This is a genomic window from Azospira sp. I13, from assembly GCF_003112695.1.
GTDB lineage: Bacteria > Pseudomonadota > Gammaproteobacteria > Burkholderiales > Rhodocyclaceae > Azospira.
This window is the reverse complement of the sequence record NZ_BFBP01000013.1, coordinates 48,968-70,647: the sequence shown is the minus strand read 5'-3', so window position 1 is coordinate 70,647 and position 21,680 is coordinate 48,968. Positions and strand designations below refer to the sequence as shown.

General features: G+C 65.9%; 20 protein-coding genes. 12 read left to right on the top strand and 8 right to left on the bottom strand.

The genetic code is table 11. The features are described 5' to 3' along the window. Positions 1 to 21: 21 nt before the first annotated feature. Entirely contained in the window at positions 22 to 1,218 is a 1,197-nt protein-coding gene (locus AZSI13_RS13135) for a class I SAM-dependent methyltransferase (RefSeq protein WP_109041628.1), read from the top strand. Next, positions 1,211 to 2,248: a UDP-N-acetylmuramate dehydrogenase gene (gene murB, locus AZSI13_RS13130; protein WP_109041627.1), complete on the top strand. Its 1,038-nt coding sequence runs from the start codon at positions 1,211 to 1,213 to the stop codon at positions 2,246 to 2,248. The genes AZSI13_RS13135 and murB overlap by 8 nt, the downstream gene beginning before the upstream one ends. Positions 2,249 to 2,710: 462 nt before the next feature. On the opposite strand, the gene AZSI13_RS13125 is transcribed toward murB, so the two are convergent. Next, positions 2,711 to 3,235, bottom strand: coding sequence for a DUF4145 domain-containing protein (locus AZSI13_RS13125; RefSeq protein ID WP_201262388.1), 525 nt, complete (start codon positions 3,233 to 3,235; stop codon positions 2,711 to 2,713). Positions 3,236 to 3,755: 520 nt separating this feature from the next. After that, the gene (locus AZSI13_RS13120; RefSeq protein WP_109041626.1) at positions 3,756 to 4,466 is read right to left on the bottom strand and encodes an N-acetylmuramoyl-L-alanine amidase; all 711 of its coding nucleotides are present in this window, start codon (positions 4,464 to 4,466) and stop codon (positions 3,756 to 3,758) included. Between the two features lie 49 nt (positions 4,467 to 4,515). Between AZSI13_RS13120 and AZSI13_RS13115 the strand changes: the two genes are divergently transcribed. Both AZSI13_RS13115 and AZSI13_RS13110 read left to right on the top strand, forming a co-directional pair. After that, entirely contained in the window at positions 4,516 to 6,354 is a 1,839-nt protein-coding gene (locus AZSI13_RS13115; RefSeq protein WP_109041625.1) for a M61 family metallopeptidase, read from the top strand. Between the two features lie 20 nt (positions 6,355 to 6,374). Beyond that, positions 6,375 to 6,743 carry a cupin domain-containing protein gene (locus AZSI13_RS13110; RefSeq protein WP_109041624.1) on the top strand — a complete coding sequence of 123 codons (369 nt, stop codon included), beginning with the start codon at positions 6,375 to 6,377 and terminating at the stop codon, positions 6,741 to 6,743. 29 nt (positions 6,744 to 6,772) lie between these two features. Here the strand turns inward: AZSI13_RS13110 and AZSI13_RS13105 are convergent, their stop codons facing one another. Beyond that, positions 6,773 to 8,059, bottom strand: a complete 1,287-nt coding sequence (locus AZSI13_RS13105; protein ID WP_165833519.1) for a sensor domain-containing diguanylate cyclase — start codon at positions 8,057 to 8,059, stop codon at positions 6,773 to 6,775. 170 nt (positions 8,060 to 8,229) lie between these two features. Here AZSI13_RS13105 and AZSI13_RS13100 point away from each other — a divergent pair, with 170 nt between their 5' ends. Together AZSI13_RS13100 and nfi are read left to right on the top strand one after the other, a co-directional pair. Next, positions 8,230 to 9,399 (top strand): alkaline phosphatase family protein, encoded by a 1,170-nt coding sequence (locus AZSI13_RS13100; protein WP_109041622.1) that lies wholly within the window; start codon positions 8,230 to 8,232, stop codon positions 9,397 to 9,399. Beyond that, the gene (gene nfi, locus AZSI13_RS13095; protein ID WP_268807531.1) at positions 9,396 to 10,076 is read left to right on the top strand and encodes a deoxyribonuclease V; all 681 of its coding nucleotides are present in this window, start codon (positions 9,396 to 9,398) and stop codon (positions 10,074 to 10,076) included. Before AZSI13_RS13100 ends, nfi begins: the two co-directional genes overlap by 4 nt. Positions 10,077 to 10,150: 74 nt before the next feature. On the opposite strand, the gene gatB is transcribed toward nfi, so the two are convergent. The 4 genes from gatB to gatC all read right to left on the bottom strand — a co-directional run bounded on the left by gatB (position 10,151) and on the right by gatC (position 14,005). Beyond that, entirely contained in the window at positions 10,151 to 11,608 is a 1,458-nt protein-coding gene (gene gatB, locus AZSI13_RS13090; RefSeq protein ID WP_109041621.1) for an Asp-tRNA(Asn)/Glu-tRNA(Gln) amidotransferase subunit GatB, read from the bottom strand. Positions 11,609 to 11,635: 27 nt separating this feature from the next. Next, on the bottom strand, positions 11,636 to 12,175 hold the full coding sequence (locus AZSI13_RS13085) for a hypothetical protein (RefSeq protein ID WP_235609773.1): 540 nt from the start codon (positions 12,173 to 12,175) through the stop codon (positions 11,636 to 11,638). A gap of 5 nt (positions 12,176 to 12,180) precedes the next feature. Continuing rightward, positions 12,181 to 13,650, bottom strand: a complete 1,470-nt coding sequence (gatA, locus tag AZSI13_RS13080; RefSeq protein ID WP_109041620.1) for an Asp-tRNA(Asn)/Glu-tRNA(Gln) amidotransferase subunit GatA — start codon at positions 13,648 to 13,650, stop codon at positions 12,181 to 12,183. 67 nt (positions 13,651 to 13,717) lie between these two features. Then, the gene (gatC, locus tag AZSI13_RS13075) at positions 13,718 to 14,005 is read right to left on the bottom strand and encodes an Asp-tRNA(Asn)/Glu-tRNA(Gln) amidotransferase subunit GatC (protein ID WP_109041619.1); all 288 of its coding nucleotides are present in this window, start codon (positions 14,003 to 14,005) and stop codon (positions 13,718 to 13,720) included. Between the two features lie 125 nt (positions 14,006 to 14,130). Here gatC and AZSI13_RS13070 point away from each other — a divergent pair, with 125 nt between their 5' ends. From AZSI13_RS13070 to AZSI13_RS13045, 6 genes are all read left to right on the top strand, one after another. Continuing rightward, entirely contained in the window at positions 14,131 to 15,174 is a 1,044-nt protein-coding gene (locus tag AZSI13_RS13070) for a rod shape-determining protein (RefSeq protein WP_109041618.1), read from the top strand. A gap of 153 nt (positions 15,175 to 15,327) precedes the next feature. Beyond that, positions 15,328 to 16,269: a rod shape-determining protein MreC gene (gene mreC / locus AZSI13_RS13065; RefSeq protein WP_109041617.1), complete on the top strand. Its 942-nt coding sequence runs from the start codon at positions 15,328 to 15,330 to the stop codon at positions 16,267 to 16,269. A gap of 44 nt (positions 16,270 to 16,313) precedes the next feature. Then, positions 16,314 to 16,835, top strand: a complete 522-nt coding sequence (gene mreD, locus AZSI13_RS13060; protein WP_109041616.1) for a rod shape-determining protein MreD — start codon at positions 16,314 to 16,316, stop codon at positions 16,833 to 16,835. Positions 16,836 to 16,860: 25 nt separating this feature from the next. Beyond that, positions 16,861 to 18,762 carry a penicillin-binding protein 2 gene (gene mrdA / locus AZSI13_RS13055; RefSeq protein WP_109041615.1) on the top strand — a complete coding sequence of 634 codons (1,902 nt, stop codon included), beginning with the start codon at positions 16,861 to 16,863 and terminating at the stop codon, positions 18,760 to 18,762. Then, positions 18,749 to 19,849, top strand: a complete 1,101-nt coding sequence (gene rodA / locus AZSI13_RS13050; RefSeq protein ID WP_109041614.1) for a rod shape-determining protein RodA — start codon at positions 18,749 to 18,751, stop codon at positions 19,847 to 19,849. Before mrdA ends, rodA begins: the two co-directional genes overlap by 14 nt. Beyond that, complete coding sequence (locus AZSI13_RS13045; protein ID WP_109041613.1) at positions 19,846 to 20,922, top strand: septal ring lytic transglycosylase RlpA family protein; 1,077 nt, start codon at positions 19,846 to 19,848, stop codon at positions 20,920 to 20,922. The genes rodA and AZSI13_RS13045 overlap by 4 nt, the downstream gene beginning before the upstream one ends. A 406-nt stretch (positions 20,923 to 21,328) precedes the next feature. On the opposite strand, the gene AZSI13_RS13040 is transcribed toward AZSI13_RS13045, so the two are convergent. Beyond that, a complete protein-coding gene (locus AZSI13_RS13040) occupies positions 21,329 to 21,670 on the bottom strand; it encodes a P-II family nitrogen regulator (RefSeq protein WP_109041612.1) in 342 nt (113 codons plus the stop codon). Between the last annotated feature and the right edge of the window lie 10 nt (positions 21,671 to 21,680).

Below are 21,680 nucleotides of genomic sequence, written 5' to 3'. Positions count from 1 at the left end.
TGATGGGGTAAACTGGCGCCCATGGCCGATTGCGCAGACCTCCCCGCCCTCGATGTGACCCACCTGGGTCAGGTGTTCACGCCGCCGGCCATCGTGTCGCGCATGCTTGCCCTGCGCCGCAACGGCGGCCGGATGCTGGAGCCCGCCTGCGGCGACGGCGCCTTCTTCCGCCACCTGCCGGCCGGCGCCGTGGGCATCGAGGTGGACCCGCGCCACGCCCCTGCTGGCGCCCGCATCATGGATTTTTTCGCCTATCCGGTGCGGGAAAAATTCGCCACCATCATCGGCAACCCGCCCTATGTGCGCTTCCAGGACATCCCCGCGGCAACCCGCCAGCAGTTGCCCCTGGCGCATTTCGACGGCCGCTCCAACCTCTACCTCTTCTTCATCGAGAAGTGCCTGCGCCATCTGGCCCCCGGCGGCGAGCTGATCTTCATCACCCCGCGGGATTTCCTCAAGGCCACCTCCGCCGTGGGCCTCAACCGCCTGCTCCACGCCGCCGGCACCATCACCGATTTCATCGAACTGGGGGATGCCCGCATCTTTGCCGGCGCCAGCCCCAACTGCGCCATCTGGCGCTTCGAGCAGGGCAACTTAAGCCGCCGCACCCGCTACGAAGCCCGGGGCCAAGTGGAGGAACGCCACTTCCTGCTGGCCGGCGGCCATCTCGCCTTCACCCGGGAACCCTGCCCGGTGCGCCTGCAGGATGTCTTCTACGTCAAGGTCGGCGCCGTTTCCGGGGCCGACGACCTGTTCGCCTCCGTCGAGCACGGCAACCAGGAATTCGTCTGCGCCGGCACCGTGCGCACCGGCCAGACCCGGCCCATGATCTACGACGTGGAACACCCGGTGCTGCGGCCCCACCGAGAGCGCCTCATCCGCCGCCGCATCCGCCGCTTCGACGACAACAACTGGTGGAAATGGGGCCGCGGCTGCCACCTCAGCGACGCCCCCCGCATCTACGTGAACGGCAAGACCCGGGTGGAACGCCCCTTCTTCCTCCACCCCTGCAACTACTACGACGGCGCGGTGCTGGCCCTTTTCCCCCACGACCCCACGGTGGACCTGGCAGCCCTGCGGGACCTGCTCAACGCCGTGGACTGGGAAGCCCAGGGCTTCGTCTGCGACGGCCGCTTCCTCTTCGCCCAACGCTCCCTCGAACAGGCCCTGCTGCCCGCTGCCTTCGCCCCCTACGCCCGGCCCGCCGCCCATGACTGACGCCGCCCTGCCCCCGATCCAGGCCGATGCGCCCCTGGACCGCCTCAACACCCTGGCCCTGCCCGGCCGCGCCCAGCAGCTGCTGACCATCACCGCACCAGCCCAGCTCACGGCCCTGGCCCACCAGCCGGCCCCGGCCCGCCGCTTCATCCTCGGCGGCGGCAGCAATCTGGTGCTGCAAGGCGACTTCCCCGGCCAGGTCCTGCGCATGGCCATCCCCGGCCGAGAGCTGGCGGCGGAAGACGACGACGCCTGGTATCTCCGCGCCGGCGCCGGCGAGAACTGGCACGACTTCGTGCGCTGGACCCTGGCCGCCGGCTACCCGGGCCTGGAGAACCTCTCCCTCATCCCCGGCACCGTCGGCGCCGCCCCGATCCAGAACATCGGCGCCTACGGCCTGGAAGTGGGAGAACGCTTCCACCACCTGGAAGCGGTGGACCTGACCACCGGCGAGGTGGTGCGCTTCGATCGCCACCAGCTGCGCTTCGGCTACCGGGACAGCCTCTTCAAGCAGGAAGGCTGGCATCTTGATGGCCGCTACGCCATCACCCACGTCACCTTCCGCCTGGAGAAACACTGGCAGGCGGTGACCCGCTATGCGGACGTGGAAAAGGAACTGGCCGCCGCCGGCATCGCCGCCCCCACGGCCCTGCAGGTCTCGGACGCCATCATCGCCATCCGCCAGCGCAAGCTGCCGGACCCGGCCCAGGTGCCCAACGCCGGCAGCTTCTTCCACAACCCGGTGGTGGACGCCGCCACCGCCGCCCGGCTGGCAGCCGAATACCCGACCCTGCCCCAGTACCCCCAGCACGACGGCCGGGTGAAGCTGGCCGCCGGCTGGCTGATCGAGCAGGCGGGGTGGAAGGGGAGGAATCTGGGGCCGGCGGGGATGTATGAGAAGCAGGCCTTGGTGCTGGTGAATCGTGGCGGCGCCACGGGGGCGGATGTGGGGGCCGTGATGGCGGCCGTGCAGGCCAGTGTGCGGGAGAAGTTTGGCGTCGGGCTCACGCCGGAGCCGATTTTTCTCTGAGGCTTTTGGTCTGAGTGCTGAGGGTGATTTTCCCTCGGGCGTGATGGGGTGTTTTACGGCTGGGTTCCGCGCCTGACGCGCGGGTTACTTTTCTTGTCTTGCCAAGAAAATGTAACCAAAAGAAGGCGCGCCCGGTTTGGCGCCCCTTCGGGGTTCCCTGTGCTACTCGCTTCCGGCGGGGGCTGCGCAACTCGGGCCTAAAGGCCCTCAAACAGTGCTCGCCCTTTTCCCGCCAGAACCTCCGTTGCTCGGCGCCGCACAGGGCATACATGACACTGTCTATCCGAATTGCGCAGTCGTTACTAACGATTAATGCTTTCCTCAGCCCCAGCCAAATCGGCTATTAGGTACTATTTATCACGCAATTCAATTTGACTACGTTTCTCAGCCGGAAGTGAATCGTAGAGGGACTCAATCATCTTTGGCTGCGTAATCATTGCGTCAGTGATTATGTTGACCAAGTTAAATAATGCGACCGCACTTTTGGCGCTCATCATTTAGATCAATTGTTCCCGGGTGAACAGCTTCATTTCCGATGACCCGAACCACATCTAGACTCTTTTGAATGGTTGGGTTGAGTCCCTTTTTCACCAAGGAAGCAATGTCTGCATTGATATTTTTCCCAGGCTCCCCAAGGTGCTTACAAAGTTTCTGAACACATAGCCGAAGGAGTGCCGCTGCACCTCTAGGTGAATCGCCAACGATACGGCTTGCTTCGTTGTAATCATCAAGAATTTCTTCGGGAATATCTGCATTTGGCGGTGGAGCTTGTGTGGCTATGGGATGAATCAAATTGTCGTTCACCCAAATTGATTCGTTATGGCAGTGACAGCACCAAGCAAACCATACCCCTTGAATGTTCTGATAGCTGCCTTGCCCGAAGGTTGAAGCCGCACCCCCCCATAACTGATTGGCATAGACATGACAACAAGGGCAATGAAACGCCGTTTTTAGATGTTGTGGAGGAATATAAGGTGTTGCACCCATGGTGAATTCTCTGTCTTTTTTCTGGGTAAATGCAGATGGGAAAAGTATCAAACTGCCATGAAGCTCAGAGAATAAAACTTACCTTCGGTTCTTCAACCGCGCAACTCAAATAGTGCGTATGACATTCTGCTGTAACTTTATAGTTCTTGGCCCTTTGTCATATCAACCGTGATTGGCATTCCTCATGACTCATTCCCCTTCCACCCCCGCCGAGCAGCGGAAGGCGGGCGGGGGGTTTTCGGCGAGGACTGTTTGAGCCCCCGCAGGGGGCGAGTTCCGCAGCCGCCCCGCTCGACTGAGCAGCGCAGGGAAGCCCGAAGGGCCGGGGGTGAGGGTTCCCCTTCTTTTGGTTCCTTTTCTTGGGGAAGCAAGAAAAGGAACACGCGCGTCAGGCGCGGAACCCAGCCGCCAATCCACCAACCACGCCCAACCAACCCCACCACCCCAAGAGCAAACAGACAAGCCACTCTCGGCCAACCCCATACCGAAGATGCCCGTCCCTATTACCTCTCCACCAACCTCACTTCCCCGCCGCCAAACAAGCCGCCGCCCCTTCCGCCAATCCCTCAGCCATCGCGCGCTGCCGCGAACGATCCCGCAACAACAACTCCTCATCCCGATGCTTCAACACCCCCGCCTCAAACAACACCGACGGCATCGCCCCGTGTGAGATGACGAACAGCGTGTCATAGAAGCGCACCCCATTCTCCTCATCCGCCCAGGGCCGGGGCGTGCCGGCGGCGGTGGTGCCGTGGTGGGTGGCGGGGACGAAGCCCCGGGCCTTTAGCGCCCGCCCCATGGCCGAGGCGCAGGCGAGGCTTTTGTCCAGCCGGGGATTGCGGTGGGAGATGAAGAGGGCGAAACCCCGGTCCTCGTCGGCAAAATCCAGGTCTTCACCCATCCAGTTCCAGGCGGTGAGCTTGAAGGAGGCCACCGAGTCGTGATGGATGGAAAGCAGGAAGTCGCTGCCGGCGGCGGCATCGACCCGGGCCTGCAGGCTCTCGATTTCGCCGTCGAAATTCACCGGCTGCACCGTGAGGCCCCGGGCTTCCAGCACCGGCCGCAGCACCCGGGCCAGGTTGAGGTTGAAGTCGAATTCGGTACTGCCCCGGGCGCTGATGGCGCCGGAGTCCCACAGGCCGTGGCCCACGTCCACCGCCACGGTGCCGGCGGCCCGGGCCGGGAGGGGGGCGAGGGCGGTCAGCAGCAGGCAGGCTAGAATGGCGGCCATGCTCCAGGGCCGGCGCCGCCGCCCTTCACTCTGACTCTGCGTGATTCCCATGGCCAAGAAAACTCCTTCCGTCGCACTGCCGTCTGTCGATTACCGCCTGGTGCCCCTCAAGCCCGAGGCCCATCTGTTCCAGGTGACGTGCACCGTAACCGACCCGGACCCGGCGGGGCAACGCTTTGCCCTGCCCACCTGGATTCCCGGCAGCTACATGATCCGGGAATTCGCCAAGAATATCGTGCGCATCGAGGCCAGTGCCGGCGGCAAGGCGGTGGGCCTGACCCAGATCGACAAGGCCACCTGGCAGGCGGAGAAGGTGCCCGCCGGCACCGCCTTGAGCGTGACCATGGAGGTCTACGCCTGGGACCTCTCGGTGCGAGGCGCCCATCTGGATGCCAGCCACGGCTTCTTTAACGGCACCAGCGTCTTTCTCTGCGCCCTGGGCCAGGAAGACCGGCCTTGCCGGGTGGAACTGGTGAAGCCCCAGGGCAAGGCCTACGCCGCCTGGCGGGTGGCCACCAGCCTGCCCGTGGCCAAAGGCGAAAAGGGAGAAATGCGGGGCGCCGCCACCCTCTACGGCTTCGGCCGCTACCGGGCTGCCGATTACGACGAACTGATTGACCATCCGGTGGAAATGGGCACTTTCGCCCTCATTGAATTCAAGGCCCGGGGCGTGCCCCATGCCATCGCCGTCACCGGCCGCACGGACGTGGACCTGAAGCGTCTGGCCGCCGACCTCAAACCCATCTGCGAATGGCAGATCGATCTCTTTGGCGGCAAGGCCCCCATGGAGCGCTACGTCTTCCTGGTGATGGCCGTGGGCGACGGCTACGGCGGCCTGGAGCATCGCGCCTCCACGGCCCTGCTCTGTTCCCGGGACGACCTGCCCAACAGCAATACACCCGCCAGCGCCCCCCTGCCCGAGGCCTACGTCACCTTCCTCGGCCTGTGTAGCCACGAGTATTTCCACACCTGGAACGTGAAGCGCATCAAACCGGCCGCCTTCGTCCCCTACGACCTCACCCAGGAGGCCTACACCCGCCTGCTGTGGGCCTTCGAGGGCTTCACTTCCTATTACGACGACCTCTGCCTGGTGCGCAGCGGCGCCATCGACAGCGCCACCTATCTCAACCTGCTGGCCAAGACCGCCAGCGCCGTGAAGAAGGGCCCGGGGCGCCACCTGCAGAGCGTGGCCGAATCCTCCTTCACCGCCTGGACCAAGTATTACCGGCAGGACGAAAACGCTCCCAACGCCGTGGTCAGCTATTACGCCAAGGGCTCCCTCATCGCCCTGGCCCTGGACTTGAAGCTGCGGGCCGAGAGCGGCGGCAAGGCGAACCTGGATCAGGTGATGCAGCTGCTGTGGCAGCGCCATGGCCGTACTGGCATCGGCGTGGTGGAAGAGGGGCCTAACAGCGTCTTCGCCGCCGTGGCGGAGGTGGGCGGGGCAGCCGCCGCCCGCTGGCTGAAGCAGGCGGTGACGGGCACCGGCGATCTGCCCCTGGAGCGGCTGTTGAAGCCCTTCGGCGTCACCCTGGCTTGGGAAGCGGCTTCCAGTCTGCCTGTCCTCGGTGCCAAGACCGGCGGCGAGGGTAGCGAGGTGAAGCTGACCAGCGTGTACAACGGCGGCCCGGCGGAAGCGGCGGGTCTCTCCGCCGGCGACGTGCTGATCGCCTGGGACGGCCTCAAGCTCACCCCCGCTGCCCTGGAGAAGCGCCTCAAGCGCCACCGGGCGGGGGATCAGGTAAAGCTGCACGCCTTCCGCCGCGATGAATTGATCGAGGCCACCCTGACCCTGGCCGCCCCGGCGGCCGACACGGCGAAACTGAGCGTGAACGCCAAGGCCGACCGGGCCGCCCAGGCCCTGCGCCAGGGCTGGATCGGCGCCTGACCCTCGTGGAGAAGCCCGTCATGACTGCCCCCCGCGCCATCCACTTCGCCGACCCGCTGCCGGCGCCCACCCTGGACCAGCCCGCCCCGGAACGCTGTATCGGCGCGCCGCCCCAGCGCACCACCTGGGAGCTGTACGAGCAGCAGGGCATTTCCATGGGCGTGTGGGCCTGCGAACCGGGGGCCTGGAAGATCGCCTTCCACGCCCATCGCCACGAGTTCTTCCAGGTGCTGGAAGGGCGGCTGCGGCTGATTGCCGACAGCGGCGAGATGCGGGAATACGGCCCGGGCGACGCGGCCATCATTCCCGCTGGTTTCAACGGCGTTTTCGAGGTGCTGGAAGCGGTGCGGAAACGCTATGTGATGGTGGACCAGCCAGGGCCGGCCTGAGGGGGCAGCAGCACCGCCCGCCGGGGCGCTTACAGCACCGCCACCTGATTGCGGCCGTAGCGTTTGGCCTGGTAGAGGGCAGCATCGGCCCGGGCCAGGATGGGCTCAAAATGGCGGTCTTCGGGCCGGAACTCGGCGGCGCCGATGCTCACCGTGTAGGGGATGGCGAGGTCCCCCACCTGGGCCGGCGTGCCGGCTACTTCCTGGCAAAGGCGCTGACCCAGCACCCGGGCGCCTTCCAGATCCGTATCCGGCAGCAGGATGCAGAATTCCTCGCCGCCCATGCGGCCAAAGAGGTCCACACTGCGCAGGCAAGCCTTCACCCGGCGGGCAAAATCCCGCAGCACTTCGTCGCCGGTGGCATGGCCGTGGGTGTCGTTGATGTGCTTGAAGTAGTCCAGATCGAGCATCAGCACACCGGCGGAGCGGGGAGAGCGCTGGAAGCGCCCCATTTCCTGCTCCACCTGCCGGAGGAAGTGGGAGCGGTTGGAGAGGCCGGTCAGGGCGTCCGTGGTGGCCAGCTGGCGCAGCTCCACTTCGAGCTGCTTGGTTTCGGTGATGTCGAGCATGAAGCCGCTCCACACCGCCGATTCGCCAGGCTCCAGCACATTGGCCCGGGACGAGAGGCGAATCCATTTTTCCCGGCCGGAGGGGGTAGTCAGGCGCACTTCGGCAGCAAACAGGTCGCTACCCCGGCGGGCGCGTTCCTCCTCGGATTCCAGGCGCTGGCGGTCTTCCGGGTGCACCAGATTCCAGAAACGGTTCACGTCCTCGAGGATGACCTCCGGTGCCAGCTCGAAAAACTCCTCGCAGCGGGCATTGAGGTAGAGGAACTTGCGCCGCCCGTCGGGCCAGATGATGTAGTCGTAGAGCACGCAGGGCACGGTGCGGGCCAGCCGCTCGAAACGTTCCTGGCTGGCCTCCAGCTCCCATTCGGCCCGCTTGCGCTGGTCGATGTCGGCAATGTTGCCCACCAGACCCACCGGCTTGCCTGCATCGTCCAGCAGGGCCTTGCCGGTAAGGTTGCCCCAGAATTCGCTGCCATCCCGGCGCCAGTAGCGGCGTTCCACATTGACGCTGGGAATGCCCTGGGCCATCAGGGCCAGCATCTTCTGCCGGCCGGCCTCCCGCTCGGCGGGATGGACCAGGCTGACGTACTCGCTGTCGATCAGCTGCGCCATGGTGCAACTGAACATGTCGGCCATGCGCTGATTGGCATGGACGATATGCCCCGTCATGTCCACCAGGAAGATGGCCACGCTGGAACTGTCGTAGATCGCCTGAAGCAGGGTCTTCTCTGCGGTAAGCAGGGGCATTGCCGCACAACTCCTGGAAGAACGGGGGGATGCCGGGAAACGTACGTCGAGTCTATGGTAGCCCCCCGCCAGCGGGCTGACCATAGCGGACGAGATGACATAGCGTCGCCTGGCCTGCCCGGAGCCCCCGTGCTAGCCTGAAGCCATTCCCGACCATCTCTTGCGCCACCATGTATCAGCCGGATTATCAGGGCGGCAGCATCGCCAATCTCATGGTTTCCCTTGGCCAGGCCTGCGGTGCCCCGGCAGGCACCTGCCCGCCCCTGCGGCAAGCCCCGGCCGCGGACCTGGGCAGCGTCACCAACCTCGTCCTGCTGGTGGTGGATGGCCTGGGTTACGATCTGCTGGCGGAAAACCCCGGCCCCCTGGCGCCCTATCTGCGAGGCTGCCTGACCTCGGTCTTTCCCAGCACCACCGCCGCTGCCATTCCCACCTTCATGACCGGCCTGCCCCCCAGCCAGCACGGGCTCACCGGCTGGCACATGTGGCTGCGGGAAGTGGGCAACCTGCTGGCCATCCTGCCCCTCACGGCCCGGCCCGGCGCCCCGGCCCGACAACCCCTGCCGCCCCCCGACGCACTGCCGGCCCGGCTCTTCCGCCACCCCACCCTGTATGCCGGGCTGCAACGCAGCAGCTACGTGGTGTCACCCCGCTTCATCGCCCACAGCCCGTTCAACCGCTACCACAGCCGGGGTGCCGCCCGGCTGGCCTATCGCGGCCTGGACGGCCCGGAAGGCTTGTTCGGCGCCCTCTCGGGGCTGGCGGCCAAGGCGGGCAAGAAGTTCGTCTACGGCTATTGGCCGGACTACGACAGCACCGCCCACGCCCACGGCTGCCGTAGCCCGGAAGCTCTGGCCGCCCTCGCCGCCTTCAGCCAGGCCTTCATCGAATGGCTGGCGACCCTGGGCGGCAGCGATACCCTGGTGCTGGTCACCGCCGACCACGGCTTCATCGATTCCCCGCCGGAGCGGCGCATCGCCCTGGCCGACCACCCGCTGCTGGCGGACTGCCTGGCCCTGCCTCTGTGCGGTGAGCGGCGCAGCGCTTGGTGTTACCTGAAGCCGGGCAAGGCGACGGTCTTCGAGGCCTACGTGCGCCAGCACCTGGGCCATGCCGCCCTGGCCATGCCCCGGGAACGGCTGCTGGCGGAAGGCTGGTTCGGCCCCGGCCCGGCCCACCCGGAACTGGCCAGTCGCATCGGCGATTACGCCCTGCTGATGCGCGACAACTGGACCATCTACGACACCCTGCCCGGGGAACAGCCCCTGGACCTGCTGGGCATGCACGGCGGCCTCAGCCCGGCGGAAATGCGCGTGCCCCTGCTGGTGGCCCGGCCGTGAACCTGGGGCGGCGCAGCGAAAACGACAGCTTGCATCACGGGTGGGACCTGAGCCCGGCCGAGGCCAGGGAGGTGCAACGCCGACTGGCCGGGCAGGTGGAACGCGAAGACCGCCTGGGCCCGGTACGCACCGTCGCCGGGGTGGATGTAGGGTTCGAGGCCGGCGGGCGCATTACCCGGGCCGCCGTGGTGGTGCTGGACTTTCCTTCCCTGGTGCCCCTGGAGGAGGTGGTGGCGCGGGTGCCCACCGCCTTTCCCTATGTGCCGGGCCTGCTCTCCTTCCGCGAAGGGCCGGCCGCACTGGCCGCCGTGGCACAACTGTCCCGGCGACCGGACCTCATGCTCTACGACGGCCAGGGCATCGCCCATCCGCGCCGCCTGGGCATTGCCAGCCATCTGGGGCTGCTGTTGGACATACCGAGCATCGGCGTGGCGAAAAGCCGCCTTGTTGGCCGCCATGAGGCGCCGGGCGAGGCCAAGGGGGATTGGGCGCCCCTGTGGGACAAGGAAGAAATGATCGGCGCCGTGCTGCGCAGCCGGCGGGGCGTGGCGCCCCTCTATGTTTCCATCGGCCACCGGGTCTGCCTGGAAACGGCCCGGCACTGGGTGCTGGCCTGCACACCGCGTTTTCGCCTGCCAGAAACGACCCGGCGGGCCCATAAACTCGCCTCGGGCTGAGTTCGCGGGCCCGCCGGGGCGGGTTTGCAATCGCGGAGTAGGGCCTGCGGCAGCGCCTGGGCGCTGCCGGACGTTCAGCCGCCCAGCTTGGCCTTGAGCAGGTCGTTCACCTGCTGGGGGTTGGCCTTGCCCTTGGCGGCCTTCATCACCTGGCCCACCAGAGCGTTGAAAGCCTTTTCCTTGCCGGCCTTGTATTCGGCCACGTTGGCGGCGTTGGCGGCCAGCACTTCATCCACCAGCTTTTCGATGGCGCCCGTGTCGGTGATCTGCTTCAGGCCCTGCTTCTCGATGATCTCGTCGGCGCTGGCGTCTTCGCCATTCCACAGGGCCTCGAAGACCTTCTTGGCGATGTTGTTGGAGATGGTGTTATCGGCGATGCGGGCGATGAGGCCGGCCAGCTGGGCGGCACTCACCGGGGAGGCGGCGATGTCCTTGTCCTCCTTGTTGAGGCGGGCGGACAGTTCGCCCATGACCCAGTTGGCGGCGCTCTTGGCGTTGGCCGCGCCGGCGGCGGTCACCACGGCGTCAAAGTAGTCGGCCACTTCGAGGGAAGCGGTGAGGGCGGTGGCGTCGTAGGCGGAAAGGCCCAGCTGCTCCATGAAGCGCTGGCGCTTGGCCTCGGGCAGCTCCGGCAGGGTGGCCTTGGTGCGCTCCACCCACTCCCGGGAGATGACCAGGGGCAGCAGGTCGGGGTCCGGGAAGTAGCGGTAGTCGTGGGCGTCTTCCTTGGTGCGCATGACCCGGGTCTCGCCGGAGTCCGGGTCGAACAGCACGGTGGCCTGCTGGATCTTGCCGCCGTCTTCCAGGGTGTCGATCTGCCACTGGATTTCGTAGTCGATGGCCTGCTGCAGGAAGCGGAAGGAGTTGAGGTTCTTGATTTCACGACGGGTGCCCAGGGGCTCGCCGGGGCGGCGTACGGAGACGTTGGCGTCGCAGCGGAAGGAGCCTTCCTGCATGTTGCCGTCGCAGATGCCGATCCAGCGCACCAGGGCGTGTAGGGCCTTGGCGTAGGCCACGGCCTCGGCGGAGGAGCACATGTCGGGCTCGGTGACGATTTCCAGCAGGGGGGTGCCGGCCCGGTTGAGGTCGATGCCGGACTTGCCGTGGAAGTCTTCGTGCAGGGACTTGCCCGCGTCTTCTTCCAGGTGGGCACGGGTCAGGCGCACCACCTTCTCGTAAGCCTTGTCACCCTGGCCGACCTGGATGCGCACGCCGCCGCCCACCACCACCGGCAGCTCGAACTGGCTGATCTGGTAGCCCTTGGGCAGGTCGGGGTAGAAGTAATTCTTGCGGGCAAAAACGGATTTTTCCGCCACTTCGGCGCCGATGGAGAGGCCGAACTTGATGGCGCATTCCACAGCCCCCCGGTTCAACACCGGCAACACCCCGGGCAGGGCCAGATCCACGGCACTGGCCTGGACGTTGGGCGCGGCGCCGAAGGCGGTGGAAGCACCGGAAAAAATCTTGGAGCGGGTGGCGAGTTGCGTGTGGGTCTCGATGCCGATGACCACTTCCCAGTTACGTGCGCTCATGTCGTTCTCGGAGGCAAAAAGGTTGCGTTAAAAACAGCTGCGGCGTTCCAGCTGGATGGGCCACAGGTAATCCACGGCCTCACCGCTGCATTGGGCCTGGCAGCCGTTGAAGGCCACCGTCACTTTCTTGTCCTGCTCCCACATGCGCACCGAGCAGCCGTCGGCGGCAGCCAGGCGGACCTGGGGCAGGGTTTCCACCTGCTGGAAGTGCTTCAGGTCGAACTGGCAGGAGCCCTTCTTCGGCACATCCACCTTGGCGGCGAAACGCTGCACCTTGGCTTCCTTCACCTGCAGCTGGATGTTGCCCCGGTAACCCGTGGGGTCGCGGAAGGCGCAGCTGCCGGCAACGTTGAGGGGCCGGGTAGGAATGGGTTTCAGGTTACGGCCGTTGAGGTGCTTCAGGGGACGGCTGAAATCGTACTTGTCGGCCGGCGGCGCCACTTCCACCACGTTGTCCGGCAGCGGTTCGGCTGGAGGTGGCGGCGGCGTGGCACAGCCGGCCAGAATGGCAGCCGCCAGTCCGCAGGCCAGGGCCCGGTATGGCAGGCGGCGGGCCGGCAGCCCCATCCGCCTTACTCCAGGCCGGCGGGCGCGCGCCCGTGCCAGTCGGTGACCTGCTGGTAGCGGTGGGCCACGTTGAGCAGGCGGGCTTCGTCGAAGTAGTTGCCGATCAGCTGCAGACCCACCGGCAGGCCCTCGGCAAAGCCACAGGGCAGGGACATACCGGGCAGGCCGGCCAGGTTCACGGCGATGGTGTAGATGTCGGAGAGGTACATCTGCACCGGGTCGCCGGCCTTGTCGCCGAGCTTGAAGGCGGTGGAGGGGCTGGTGGGCCCGAGGATCACGTCGCACTGCTTGAAGGCGGCGACGAAGTCCTCGGCGATGAGGCGGCGGATGCGCTGGGCCTGCAGGTAGTAGGCGTCGTAGTAGCCGTGGGAGAGCACGTAGGTGCCGATGAGGATGCGGCGCTTCACTTCGGCGCCGAAGCCTTGGGCCCGGCTCTTGGCGTACATGTCGTCCAGGTTGTCGTACTCCGGGGCGCGATAGCCGTAGCGCACGCCGTCGAAGCGGGACAGGTTGGAGCTGGCTTCGGCCGGGGCGATGACGTAGTAGGCCGGCACGGAGAGCTTCATGTTGGGCAGGCTCACTTCCACCATCTCGGCGCCCAGGGCCTTGTACTGCTCGATAGCGGCCTGGATGGCGGCCATCACGGCGGCATCACAGCCCTCGCCGAAGAACTCCTTGGGCAGGCCGATCTTCAGGCCGGCCAGGGGCTTGGCGGTAGCCGGGGCGTTCAGTTCCCGGGTGTAGTCCTCCACCGGGCGTTCCAGGCTGGTGGAATCCTTGGGGTCGAAGCCGGCCATGGCGTTGAGCAGCAGGCCGCAGTCCTCGGCGGAGCGGGCCATGGGGCCGGCCTGGTCGAGGGAGGAGGCGAAGGCGATCATGCCCCAGCGGGAAACCACGCCGTAGGTGGGTTTGAGGCCGGTGAGGTTGCACAGGGCGGCGGGCTGGCGGATGGAGCCACCGGTGTCGGTGCCGGTGGCGGCCGGTGCCAGACGGGCCGCCACGGCGGCGGCGGAACCGCCAGAGGAGCCGCCGGGTACACGGCTCTGGTCCCAGGGGTTCTTCACCGGGCCGAAGAAGGAGGTTTCGTTGGAGGAGCCCATGGCGAACTCGTCCATATTGGTTTTGCCCAGATTTACGGCGCCGGCAGCGTCGAATTTCTGGATCACCGTGGCGTCGTAGGGGCTGACGAAGTTGGCCAGCATCTTCGAACCGCAGGTGGTGAGCCAGCCCTCGGCGCAGAAGATGTCCTTCTGGGCCAGGGGGATGCCGGTCAAGGGGCCGATGTCGCCGGCAGCGATGCGTGCATCGGCCGCCTTGGCCTGGGCCAGGGAGCGCTCCGGCTGGGTGGAGACGTAGGCGTTGATGGCCGGGTTGTGGCGGGCGATGCGGTCGAGATAGAGCTGGGTCAGCTCGACACTGGAAATCTTCTTGCCGGCCAGGGCCTGGGCGAGTTCTTTGAGGCTGGAATTGAGCATGGTCGGAATAAGTCGGGCAGGAGGCGGGCAGGGGGAAGCGCCATGGGGCGCAATGCGCTGGGCCGCCTTATTCGATGACTTTGGGCACCAGATAGAGCCCGGCTTCGGTTTCCGGCGCCACGGCCTGGAAGGCGGCGCGACGGTCGGATTCAGTGACGGCGTCTTCCCGCAGGCGCTGGGCCAGGTCCTGGGCATGGGCCATGGGGGCGACGCCCTGGGTATCAACGGCCTGCATTTCCTCGATCAGGGAGAAAATGCCATTCAGGTGGTCCAGGGTCGTCTGCACTTCCGCGTCGGAGGTTTCGATGCGGGCGAGATGGGCGATGCGCCGGACCTGTTCGGGAGTAAGGGACATGGGGGGGCAGGGGCAAAAGCCGGCAGACCGCCGGGTGATTAAATTCTAGGCAAAAACTTATGCTGCAAAGCGATATAAGGTATCATAAATCCCCTTCTCCCAGCAGCTTTACGGATTCATTCCCCATGTTCGGTTTTCTCCGCAGTTACTTTTCCAACGACCTGGCCATCGACCTGGGCACCGCCAACACCCTGATCTATGTGCGCGGCCAGGGCATCGTTCTGGACGAACCCTCCGTGGTCGCCATCCGTCTCGAAGGCGGTCCCAATGCCAAGAAGAGCATTCAGGCCGTCGGCAAGGAAGCCAAGCTGATGCTCGGCAAGACCCCCGGCTCCATTACCGCCATCCGCCCCATGAAGGACGGCGTGATCGCCGACTTCACCGTGACCGAACAGATGCTCAAGCAGTTCATCAAGAAGGTCCACGATTCCCGCATGTTCTCCCCCTCGCCGCGCATCATCATCTGCGTGCCCTGCGGCTCCACCCAGGTGGAACGTCGCGCCATCCGCGAATCCGCCATCGGCGCCGGCGCCTCCCAGGTGTACCTGATCGAGGAACCCATGGCCGCGGCCATCGGTGCGGGCCTGCCCGTGGCCGACGCCACCGGCTCCATGGTGGTGGACATCGGTGGCGGCACCACCGAAGTGGGCGTCATTTCCCTGGGCGGCATGGTCTATGCCGGTTCCGTGCGGGTGGGCGGCGACAAGTTCGACGAAGCCATCATCAATTACATCCGTCGCAACTACGGCATGCTGATCGGTGAAACCACCGCCGAGAACATCAAGAAGGAAATCGGCTCCGCCTTCCCCGGTTCCGAAGTGAAGGAAATGGAAGTGAAGGGCCGCAACCTGGCCGAGGGCATCCCCCGCAGCTTTACCATTTCCTCCAACGAAATCCTGGAAGCCCTGACCGATCCGCTGAACCAGATCGTCTCCGCCGTGAAGAGCGCCCTGGAACAGACCCCGCCGGAACTGGGCGCCGACATCGCCGAGAAGGGCATGGTCCTGACCGGTGGCGGCGCACTGCTGCGCGACCTGGACCGTCTGCTGATGGAAGAGACCGGCCTGCCCGTGATCGTTGCCGAAGACCCGCTGACTTGCGTGGTGCGTGGCTCCGGCATGGCACTGGAAAAGATGGACAAGCTCGGCAGCATCTTCGCCTCCGAGTAAAGCGACACCGGGTGAGGACGAGCATGGAACGGGAACGTCGGACGCTCCCCCACTCCCTGCCCCCCTCACTTCTCCCCGCCGCCCCGGCCTCTGCCGGGGCTTGGTTTTTCCCGCTCCCTCACCGGAGCATCGTGATCCCCCGGAAGGTCTGACGTGGCCGGCATCGACCACTCCCCACCGCCATTCTTCAAGCGTGGCCCGGCACCCCTGGCCCTGCTCTCCCTCTACCTGGGCTGCTCCCTCTCCCTCATGGTGCTGGACCACAAGTTCCATTACCTGGAGCTCCTGCGCCAGGCGGTGGCGGTCATCACTACACCGGTGCAGATGCTGGCTCACGCCCCGGCCAAGGGCTTCTCCCAGGTGGATGAGTACTTCGCCAACCTGACCAGCCTGCAGAAGGAAAACGACCAGCTCAAGCACACCCAGCTGGAAGCGGCCACCATCCTGCAACGGCATCAGCACCTGGAAGAGGAAAACCGCCACCTGCGGGAGCTGCTCGGCGTCAAGGAACGCCTGCCCACCGGCGGCCGTCTGGCCCAGATTCTCTACGCGGCACGGGATCCTTTCTCCCGCCGGGTCATCGTGGACAAGGGCCTGCAGGAAGACATCATCGCCGGGCAACCAGTGGTGGACCACCTCGGCGTCATCGGCCAGGTCACCCGGGTTTATCCCCTGCTTTCCGAAATCACCCTGATCACCGACAAGGACCAGGCCATCCCGGTCCAGGTGGTGCGCAGCGGCCTGCGCTCGGTGGTTTTCGGCCTCGGCAACGGCCAGCTGGAACTGCGCTACATGCCGGCCAACGCCGACGTGCAGAATGGCGATGTACTGGTCACCTCCGGCCTGGACGGCATCTTCCCCGCCGGCTTCCCCGTGGCCAAGGTGATCCACATGGAGCGGGACACCACCTATTCCTTCGCCCGCATCATCTGCGCACCGGTAGCGGGGGTGGAGCACTTTGGCGAAGTGATGATCCTCAATCCCCGGGCCGCCCTGCCGCCCCGGCCCACGGAAGCCGAAGCCGGTCGCCCCGAAAGCGGCGACAAGCCGGCCACTTCCAAGGTTCGCCGCATCAAGCGGGAAACCGGCCACTAAGGGCCGCCCCACGGCTCCCCCGCGGTCATCGGAACAGACGAACCATGCAACCGACCTTCACTTCCTCCCGCATCCTGCTGCCGGTGCGCCCGTGGTTCATCGGCCTGACCCTGGTGCTGGCCCTGCTGCTCAATTTCATGCCCACCGCCCACTGGCCCGCCATGCCCGACTGGGTGGCCCTGGTGCTGTGCTTCTGGAGCGTGCGGGAATTCCGCAAGGTAGGCATGGGCTGGTCCTTCATCCTCGGCCTGGCCATGGATGTGGCCGACGGCAGCCTGATGGGACAGCATGCCCTGGCCTATGTGCTGATGAGCTACGGCGCCTCCAGCCTGTCCCGCCGCATTCTCTGGTTCCCCCTGGTGCAACAGGCCCTGCAGGTCTTCCCCCTGTTGCTCATGGTGCAGGTGATCCAGTTGGGCGCCCGCATGCTGACCGGCGCCGCTTTCCCCGGCTTTGGCTACCTGCTGGGCCCCTTCGTCGCCGCCCTGCTCTGGCTGCCCGCCACCTACCTGCTGCTGCTGCCCCAGTACCAGCCGGTGGAGCGCGACGCCAACCGGCCCATCTGAGCCCGCCGCCGGATAACCGCCGCCCATGCGCTACACCGACCTGAGCAGCCCGGACCGGGAAGTGGAGCAGTTCCGCTTCCGCCTCGGCTTTGCCGCCGGCATGGTGCTGCTGTGCTTCATCGTCCTCTTCAGCCGCTTCTTCTGGCTGCAGGTGGTGCGGCACGACTACTACTCCACCCGAGCCGAGGAAAACCGCATTTCCCTGGTGCCCATCATCCCCAACCGGGGCCTGATCGTGGACCGCAACGGCGTGGTGATGGCCCGCAACTACTCCGCCTTCACCCTGGAAATCATCCCTTCCCGCCTGCAGGCCGACCTGGACACGGTGATCGAACAGCTGGGCGAGATCATTCCCATCGCGCCGAAGGACCGCAAGCGCTTCCGCAAGCTGCTGGAAGAATCGAAGAACTTCGAATCCATTCCCATCCGTACCCGCCTCTCCGACGACGAGGTGGCCAAGTTCGCCGCCCACCGCTACCGTTTTCCCGGCGTCGAGGTGAAGGCCCGCCTGTTCCGCCAATACCCCCTCGGCGACATCGCCTCCCATGCCCTGGGCTACATGGGCCGTATCAACGACCGGGACCTGGACACCATCGACAAGGCCGAGCAGACGCCCAACTACAAGGGCACCGAGCACATCGGCAAGGCCGGCCTGGAGCAGAACTACGAATTCCACCTGCACGGCCAGACCGGCTACGAGGAGGTGGAAGTGGACGCCGGCGGCCGCGCCGTGCGGGTGCTGTCACGCACCGCCCCCGTCTCCGGCAACAACCTTGCCCTGACCCTGGATTCGAAGCTGCAGGAAATCACCGAACAGGCCTTCGGCAACCGCCGTGGCGCCCTGGTGGCCATCGAGCCCACTACCGGCGGCATTCTGGCCCTGGTTTCCAAGCCCACCTACGACCCCAACCTGTTCGTGGACGGCATTCGCGGCGATGACTGGGACACCCTCAACACCGACCCCGACAAGCCCCTGCTCAACCGCGCCATCTACTCCGCCTACCCCCCAGGCTCCACCTTCAAGCCTTTCATGGCCCTGGCCGCCCTGACCCAGGGCAAGCGCACGCCCTCCCAGGCCATCGCCGACCCGGGCTTCTTCAACTTCGGCGGCCACCAGTTCCGGGACGACAAGAAGGGCGGCCACGGCATGGTGGACATGTACAAGTCCATCGTCGAATCCTGCGACACCTACTACTACATGCTGGCCAACGACATGGGCATCGACAACATCGCCGCCTTCATGGGCCAGCTGGGCCTGGGCCAGCGCACCGGCGTCGACATCCAGGGCGAGAGCGAGGGCGTGCTACCTTCCCAGGCCTGGAAGAAGCGCCGCTTCAAGCGGCCGGAACAGCAGAAATGGTATGCCGGCGAAACCATCTCCATCGGCATCGGCCAGGGCTACAACGCCTACACCATGATCCAGGTGGCCCAGGCCGTGGCCACCGTGGCCAACGACGGCGTGATGTACCGGCCCCACCTGGTGAAGTACATCACCAACAGCAGCACCGGGGAAAAGACCCCCATCGAACCCCAGCCGATCCGCGACCTGAAGCTCAAGCCGGAACATCTGGCCGTGATCAAGAGCGCCATGGTCGGCGTGAACAAGGGCGGTACCGGCTCCCGGGCCTTCGCCGGGGCGCCCTACGAATCGGCCGGCAAGACCGGTACGGCCCAGGTCTTCAGCCTGAAGGGCGAGAAATACGTGGAAGGCGCCACCAAGCACCACCTGCGGGACCACTCCCTGTTCATCGCCTTCGCCCCGGCCGACCACCCCAAGATCGCCCTGGCGGTGATCGTCGAAAACGGCGGTTTCGGCGCGGCCGCGGCGGCCCCCATCGCCCGCATGGTGCTGGACTACTACCTCCTGGGCAAAGCGCCCAAGGGCCCCGCCAACGAGGACGAGGAGGGCAGTGATGGAGGCAATTAGGCGCTACTGGTACAAGGCCGTGGAGCACCTGGACGGCCCGCTGCTGACCATTACCCTGATCATCATGGGCATTGGCACGGCGACGGTCTATTCCGCCACCTACATCGGCCTCAGCCGCATGGCGCCCCAGGCGGTGAACCTGCTCATCGCCTTCTCCTGCATGTGGGTGGTGGCCCAGATTCCGCCCCAGAAGCTGCTGCGCTTCGCCGTGCCGCTGTATGTGGTGGGCGTTATCCTGCTGGTGGCGGTATGGCTGTTCGGCATCAAGGTGAACGGTGCCCGGCGCTGGCTGCATATCGGCATCACCCGCATCCAGCCATCGGAAATCCTCAAGATCGCCATGCCCCTGATGCTGGCCTGGTACTTCCACAAGCACGAGGCCGCCCTGCGCTGGCGCCATTACGGCACGGCAGCCCTGATCCTGCTGGTGCCCGTGGTGCTGATCGCCAAGCAGCCGGACCTGGGCACCGCCATCCTGGTGTTCGCTGCCGGCTTCTACATCATTTTCTTCGCCGGCCTCTCCTGGAAGATCATCCTCGGCCTCGTCGCCGCCGGCGCTGCTGCCGCGCCCTTTGCCTGGACCATGCTGCACGACTACCAGCGCAAGCGCATCCTCACCCTCATCGACCCCACCACCGACCCCCTGGGCACCGGCTACCACATCATCCAGTCCACCATCGCCATCGGCTCCGGCGGCATCTTCGGCAAGGGCTGGCTCAACGGCACCCAGACCCACCTGGAATTCATCCCGGAAAAGCACACCGACTTCATCTTCGCCGTGTTCTCCGAAGAATGGGGACTGATGGGCAACCTGGTGCTGCTGATTCTCTACCTGCTGCTCATCGGCCGCTGCGTAATGATCGCCGCCAACGCGCCGACCCTCTCCTCCCGCCTGCTGGCCGGAGCCATCGCCCTCAACTTCTTCACCTATTCCTTCGTTAATATGGGGATGGTGAGCGGCATCCTGCCCGTGGTCGGGGTGCCCCTGCCCTTCGTCAGTTACGGCGGCACCGCCCTGGTGACCCTGTTCCTCGGCCTCGGCATTCTCATGAGCATCCATACCCATCGCATGCTGGTGAAAAAATGATCGCTTCCCCGGGATTGCGCAGTCTTTGCAGCATCTCCCTCCTGGCCCTGCTGACCTTGCTCGGCGCCTGCGGCAGCCCGCCGCCCCGGGTGGAACGCAGCCCCGAAGCCCCGGCCCCCAAGACCGGCAAGCCGGCCATGAAGCCCAACCCCCTGGCCAAGCGGGGCGGCGGCTTCTACAAGGACGACGGCCTGCCGGAAGAAATCCCCGAAAACATCGACGACATTCCCGACGCCGACCCGCGCTGGGAACCCTTGCACCGTTTCGCTAACAAACCCTACGTCGTGCTGGGCAAGGAATACGTGCCCCAGACCCGGGTCCAGCCCTACAAGGTGCGGGGCATCGGCAGCTGGTACGGCAAGAAATTCCACGGCCAGAAAACCTCCATCGGCGAGCCCTACGACATGTTCGCCATGACCGCCGCCCACCCCACCCTGGCCATTCCCTCCTACGTGCGGGTGACCAATGTGCAGAACGGCCGCTCGGTGGTGGTGCGCGTCACCGACCGGGGGCCTTTCCACGCTGACCGGGTGATCGACCTCTCCTTCACCGCCGCCTACAAGCTGGGTTATGTGAGCAGCGGCAGCACCGCCGTGGAAGTGGAATCCATCGTTGTCGAGCCGGGCGGCACCTACGCCGCGGCACCGGCCCGGGAAGTGGCAGCCGTGGTGGTGCAGCGTCGGGAAAATGCGGCCCGCAACGAGGCGCGGCCAGAAGCGCCCCGCAACGAACCCCGCCCGGAGCCGCGTAATGAAGCGGCAGCGGCCGGCGACGATCGGGACCCGATTCTCACCCTGGCCATGACCAGCCAACTGCGGGACGAAGTGGCGCCGATCGCGGCTGGCGGCGTGTTCCTGCAACTGGGCGCCTTTTCCAGCCCGGACAATGCGGAAAGCCTGAAGGCCAAGCTGGCACGGGAACTGGACTGGGTCAGCGCCGGCTTCCTCATCCACAGCAAGGACAACATCCACCGCCTGCAACTTGGCCCCTACCGCAACCGCCAGGATGCGGACAAGGAAGCGGAACGCATCCGCCTCGCCCTGGGCTTCAAGCCCACCTTCGTCACCCGCTAGGTCGGCGATGCTGCAGGCCTTCGGCCGACAGCCGCCACCGGAGCAGCGGCCACACCTCGGCCCACGCGACGCCTAGACCACGGACTTCACCGCCACCTAGCGACAACCCGCATCGGCCCCGCAGGCGCAACGCCCGGGCCGCGGTTGGTGCCGATGCCCCGGCCCCACAAGTCGAGGCCAACTTATCCCAGCCCGAACCCGGCGTGCTACCGGATACCGCGTCTGCCGGCAGCAAGCCTGCGGCGCGGCGCGAATTCCCCTTGAGTCATGCCCGGGAAGGCAAGCAGGACGCCACTCTTCCCGACCTATCCCCGGCGGCCCTTAACTGGCCCGGCCTGGCAGCATGGCCCGCGCCCAGCACGGAGCTCCAGCCATTTTCAGGGTCGGACCCCGGCCATGCCCAGCGTCAGAAGCGCTCGCTACCCGGGGTGGTCTTGAAGATGAAAGCCGCCCGATCCACCGGCGTCACCCAGACCAGTCCATCGCCGATCTGCCCGGTCTGGGAGATGGCGATGATGCGGTCCACGATGACGTCGGCCACCGGATCGTCGGCAACGATCTCGATGCGCACCTTGGGCGTGTAATCCGTCAGTTCTTCCTTGATGTTGGCCGGGCTGCCGTGGCGCGAGGGGGCGCTGCAGCCCTCGGCCTTGCTCACCGTCATGCCGGGAAAACCGGGAATGTCGCGCAATGCCTCGCGCAAGGCGGGCAGCTTGTTGGGGCGCACTACGGCCTTGATTTCCTTCATCGGTGCGTCT

What these genes read in the sequence shown, in the direction of transcription:
- AZSI13_RS13115 (WP_109041625.1), top strand. Translation starts at nt 4,516, where the DNA reads ATGGCCAAGAAAACTCCTTCCGTCGCACTGCCGTCTGTCGATTACCGC.
- gatB (WP_109041621.1), bottom strand. Translation starts at nt 11,608, where the DNA reads ATGAGCGCACGTAACTGGGAAGTGGTCATCGGCATCGAGACCCACACG.
- mreD (WP_109041616.1), top strand. Translation starts at nt 16,314, where the DNA reads ATGCAACCGACCTTCACTTCCTCCCGCATCCTGCTGCCGGTGCGCCCG.
- AZSI13_RS13085 (WP_235609773.1), bottom strand. Translation starts at nt 12,175, where the DNA reads ATGGGGCTGCCGGCCCGCCGCCTGCCATACCGGGCCCTGGCCTGCGGA.
- AZSI13_RS13040 (WP_109041612.1), bottom strand. Translation starts at nt 21,670, where the DNA reads ATGAAGGAAATCAAGGCCGTAGTGCGCCCCAACAAGCTGCCCGCCTTG.
- AZSI13_RS13105 (WP_165833519.1), bottom strand. Translation starts at nt 8,059, where the DNA reads ATGCCCCTGCTTACCGCAGAGAAGACCCTGCTTCAGGCGATCTACGAC.
- gatC (WP_109041619.1), bottom strand. Translation starts at nt 14,005, where the DNA reads ATGTCCCTTACTCCCGAACAGGTCCGGCGCATCGCCCATCTCGCCCGC.
- AZSI13_RS13120 (WP_109041626.1), bottom strand. Translation starts at nt 4,466, where the DNA reads ATGGCCGCCATTCTAGCCTGCCTGCTGCTGACCGCCCTCGCCCCCCTC.
- AZSI13_RS13100 (WP_109041622.1), top strand. Translation starts at nt 8,230, where the DNA reads ATGTATCAGCCGGATTATCAGGGCGGCAGCATCGCCAATCTCATGGTT.
- AZSI13_RS13110 (WP_109041624.1), top strand. Translation starts at nt 6,375, where the DNA reads ATGACTGCCCCCCGCGCCATCCACTTCGCCGACCCGCTGCCGGCGCCC.
- murB (WP_109041627.1), top strand. Translation starts at nt 1,211, where the DNA reads ATGACTGACGCCGCCCTGCCCCCGATCCAGGCCGATGCGCCCCTGGAC.
- mrdA (WP_109041615.1), top strand. Translation starts at nt 16,861, where the DNA reads ATGCGCTACACCGACCTGAGCAGCCCGGACCGGGAAGTGGAGCAGTTC.
- AZSI13_RS13135 (WP_109041628.1), top strand. Translation starts at nt 22, where the DNA reads ATGGCCGATTGCGCAGACCTCCCCGCCCTCGATGTGACCCACCTGGGT.
- gatA (WP_109041620.1), bottom strand. Translation starts at nt 13,650, where the DNA reads ATGCTCAATTCCAGCCTCAAAGAACTCGCCCAGGCCCTGGCCGGCAAG.
- AZSI13_RS13045 (WP_109041613.1), top strand. Translation starts at nt 19,846, where the DNA reads ATGATCGCTTCCCCGGGATTGCGCAGTCTTTGCAGCATCTCCCTCCTG.
- rodA (WP_109041614.1), top strand. Translation starts at nt 18,749, where the DNA reads ATGGAGGCAATTAGGCGCTACTGGTACAAGGCCGTGGAGCACCTGGAC.
- AZSI13_RS13070 (WP_109041618.1), top strand. Translation starts at nt 14,131, where the DNA reads ATGTTCGGTTTTCTCCGCAGTTACTTTTCCAACGACCTGGCCATCGAC.
- AZSI13_RS13125 (WP_201262388.1), bottom strand. Translation starts at nt 3,235, where the DNA reads ATGGGTGCAACACCTTATATTCCTCCACAACATCTAAAAACGGCGTTT.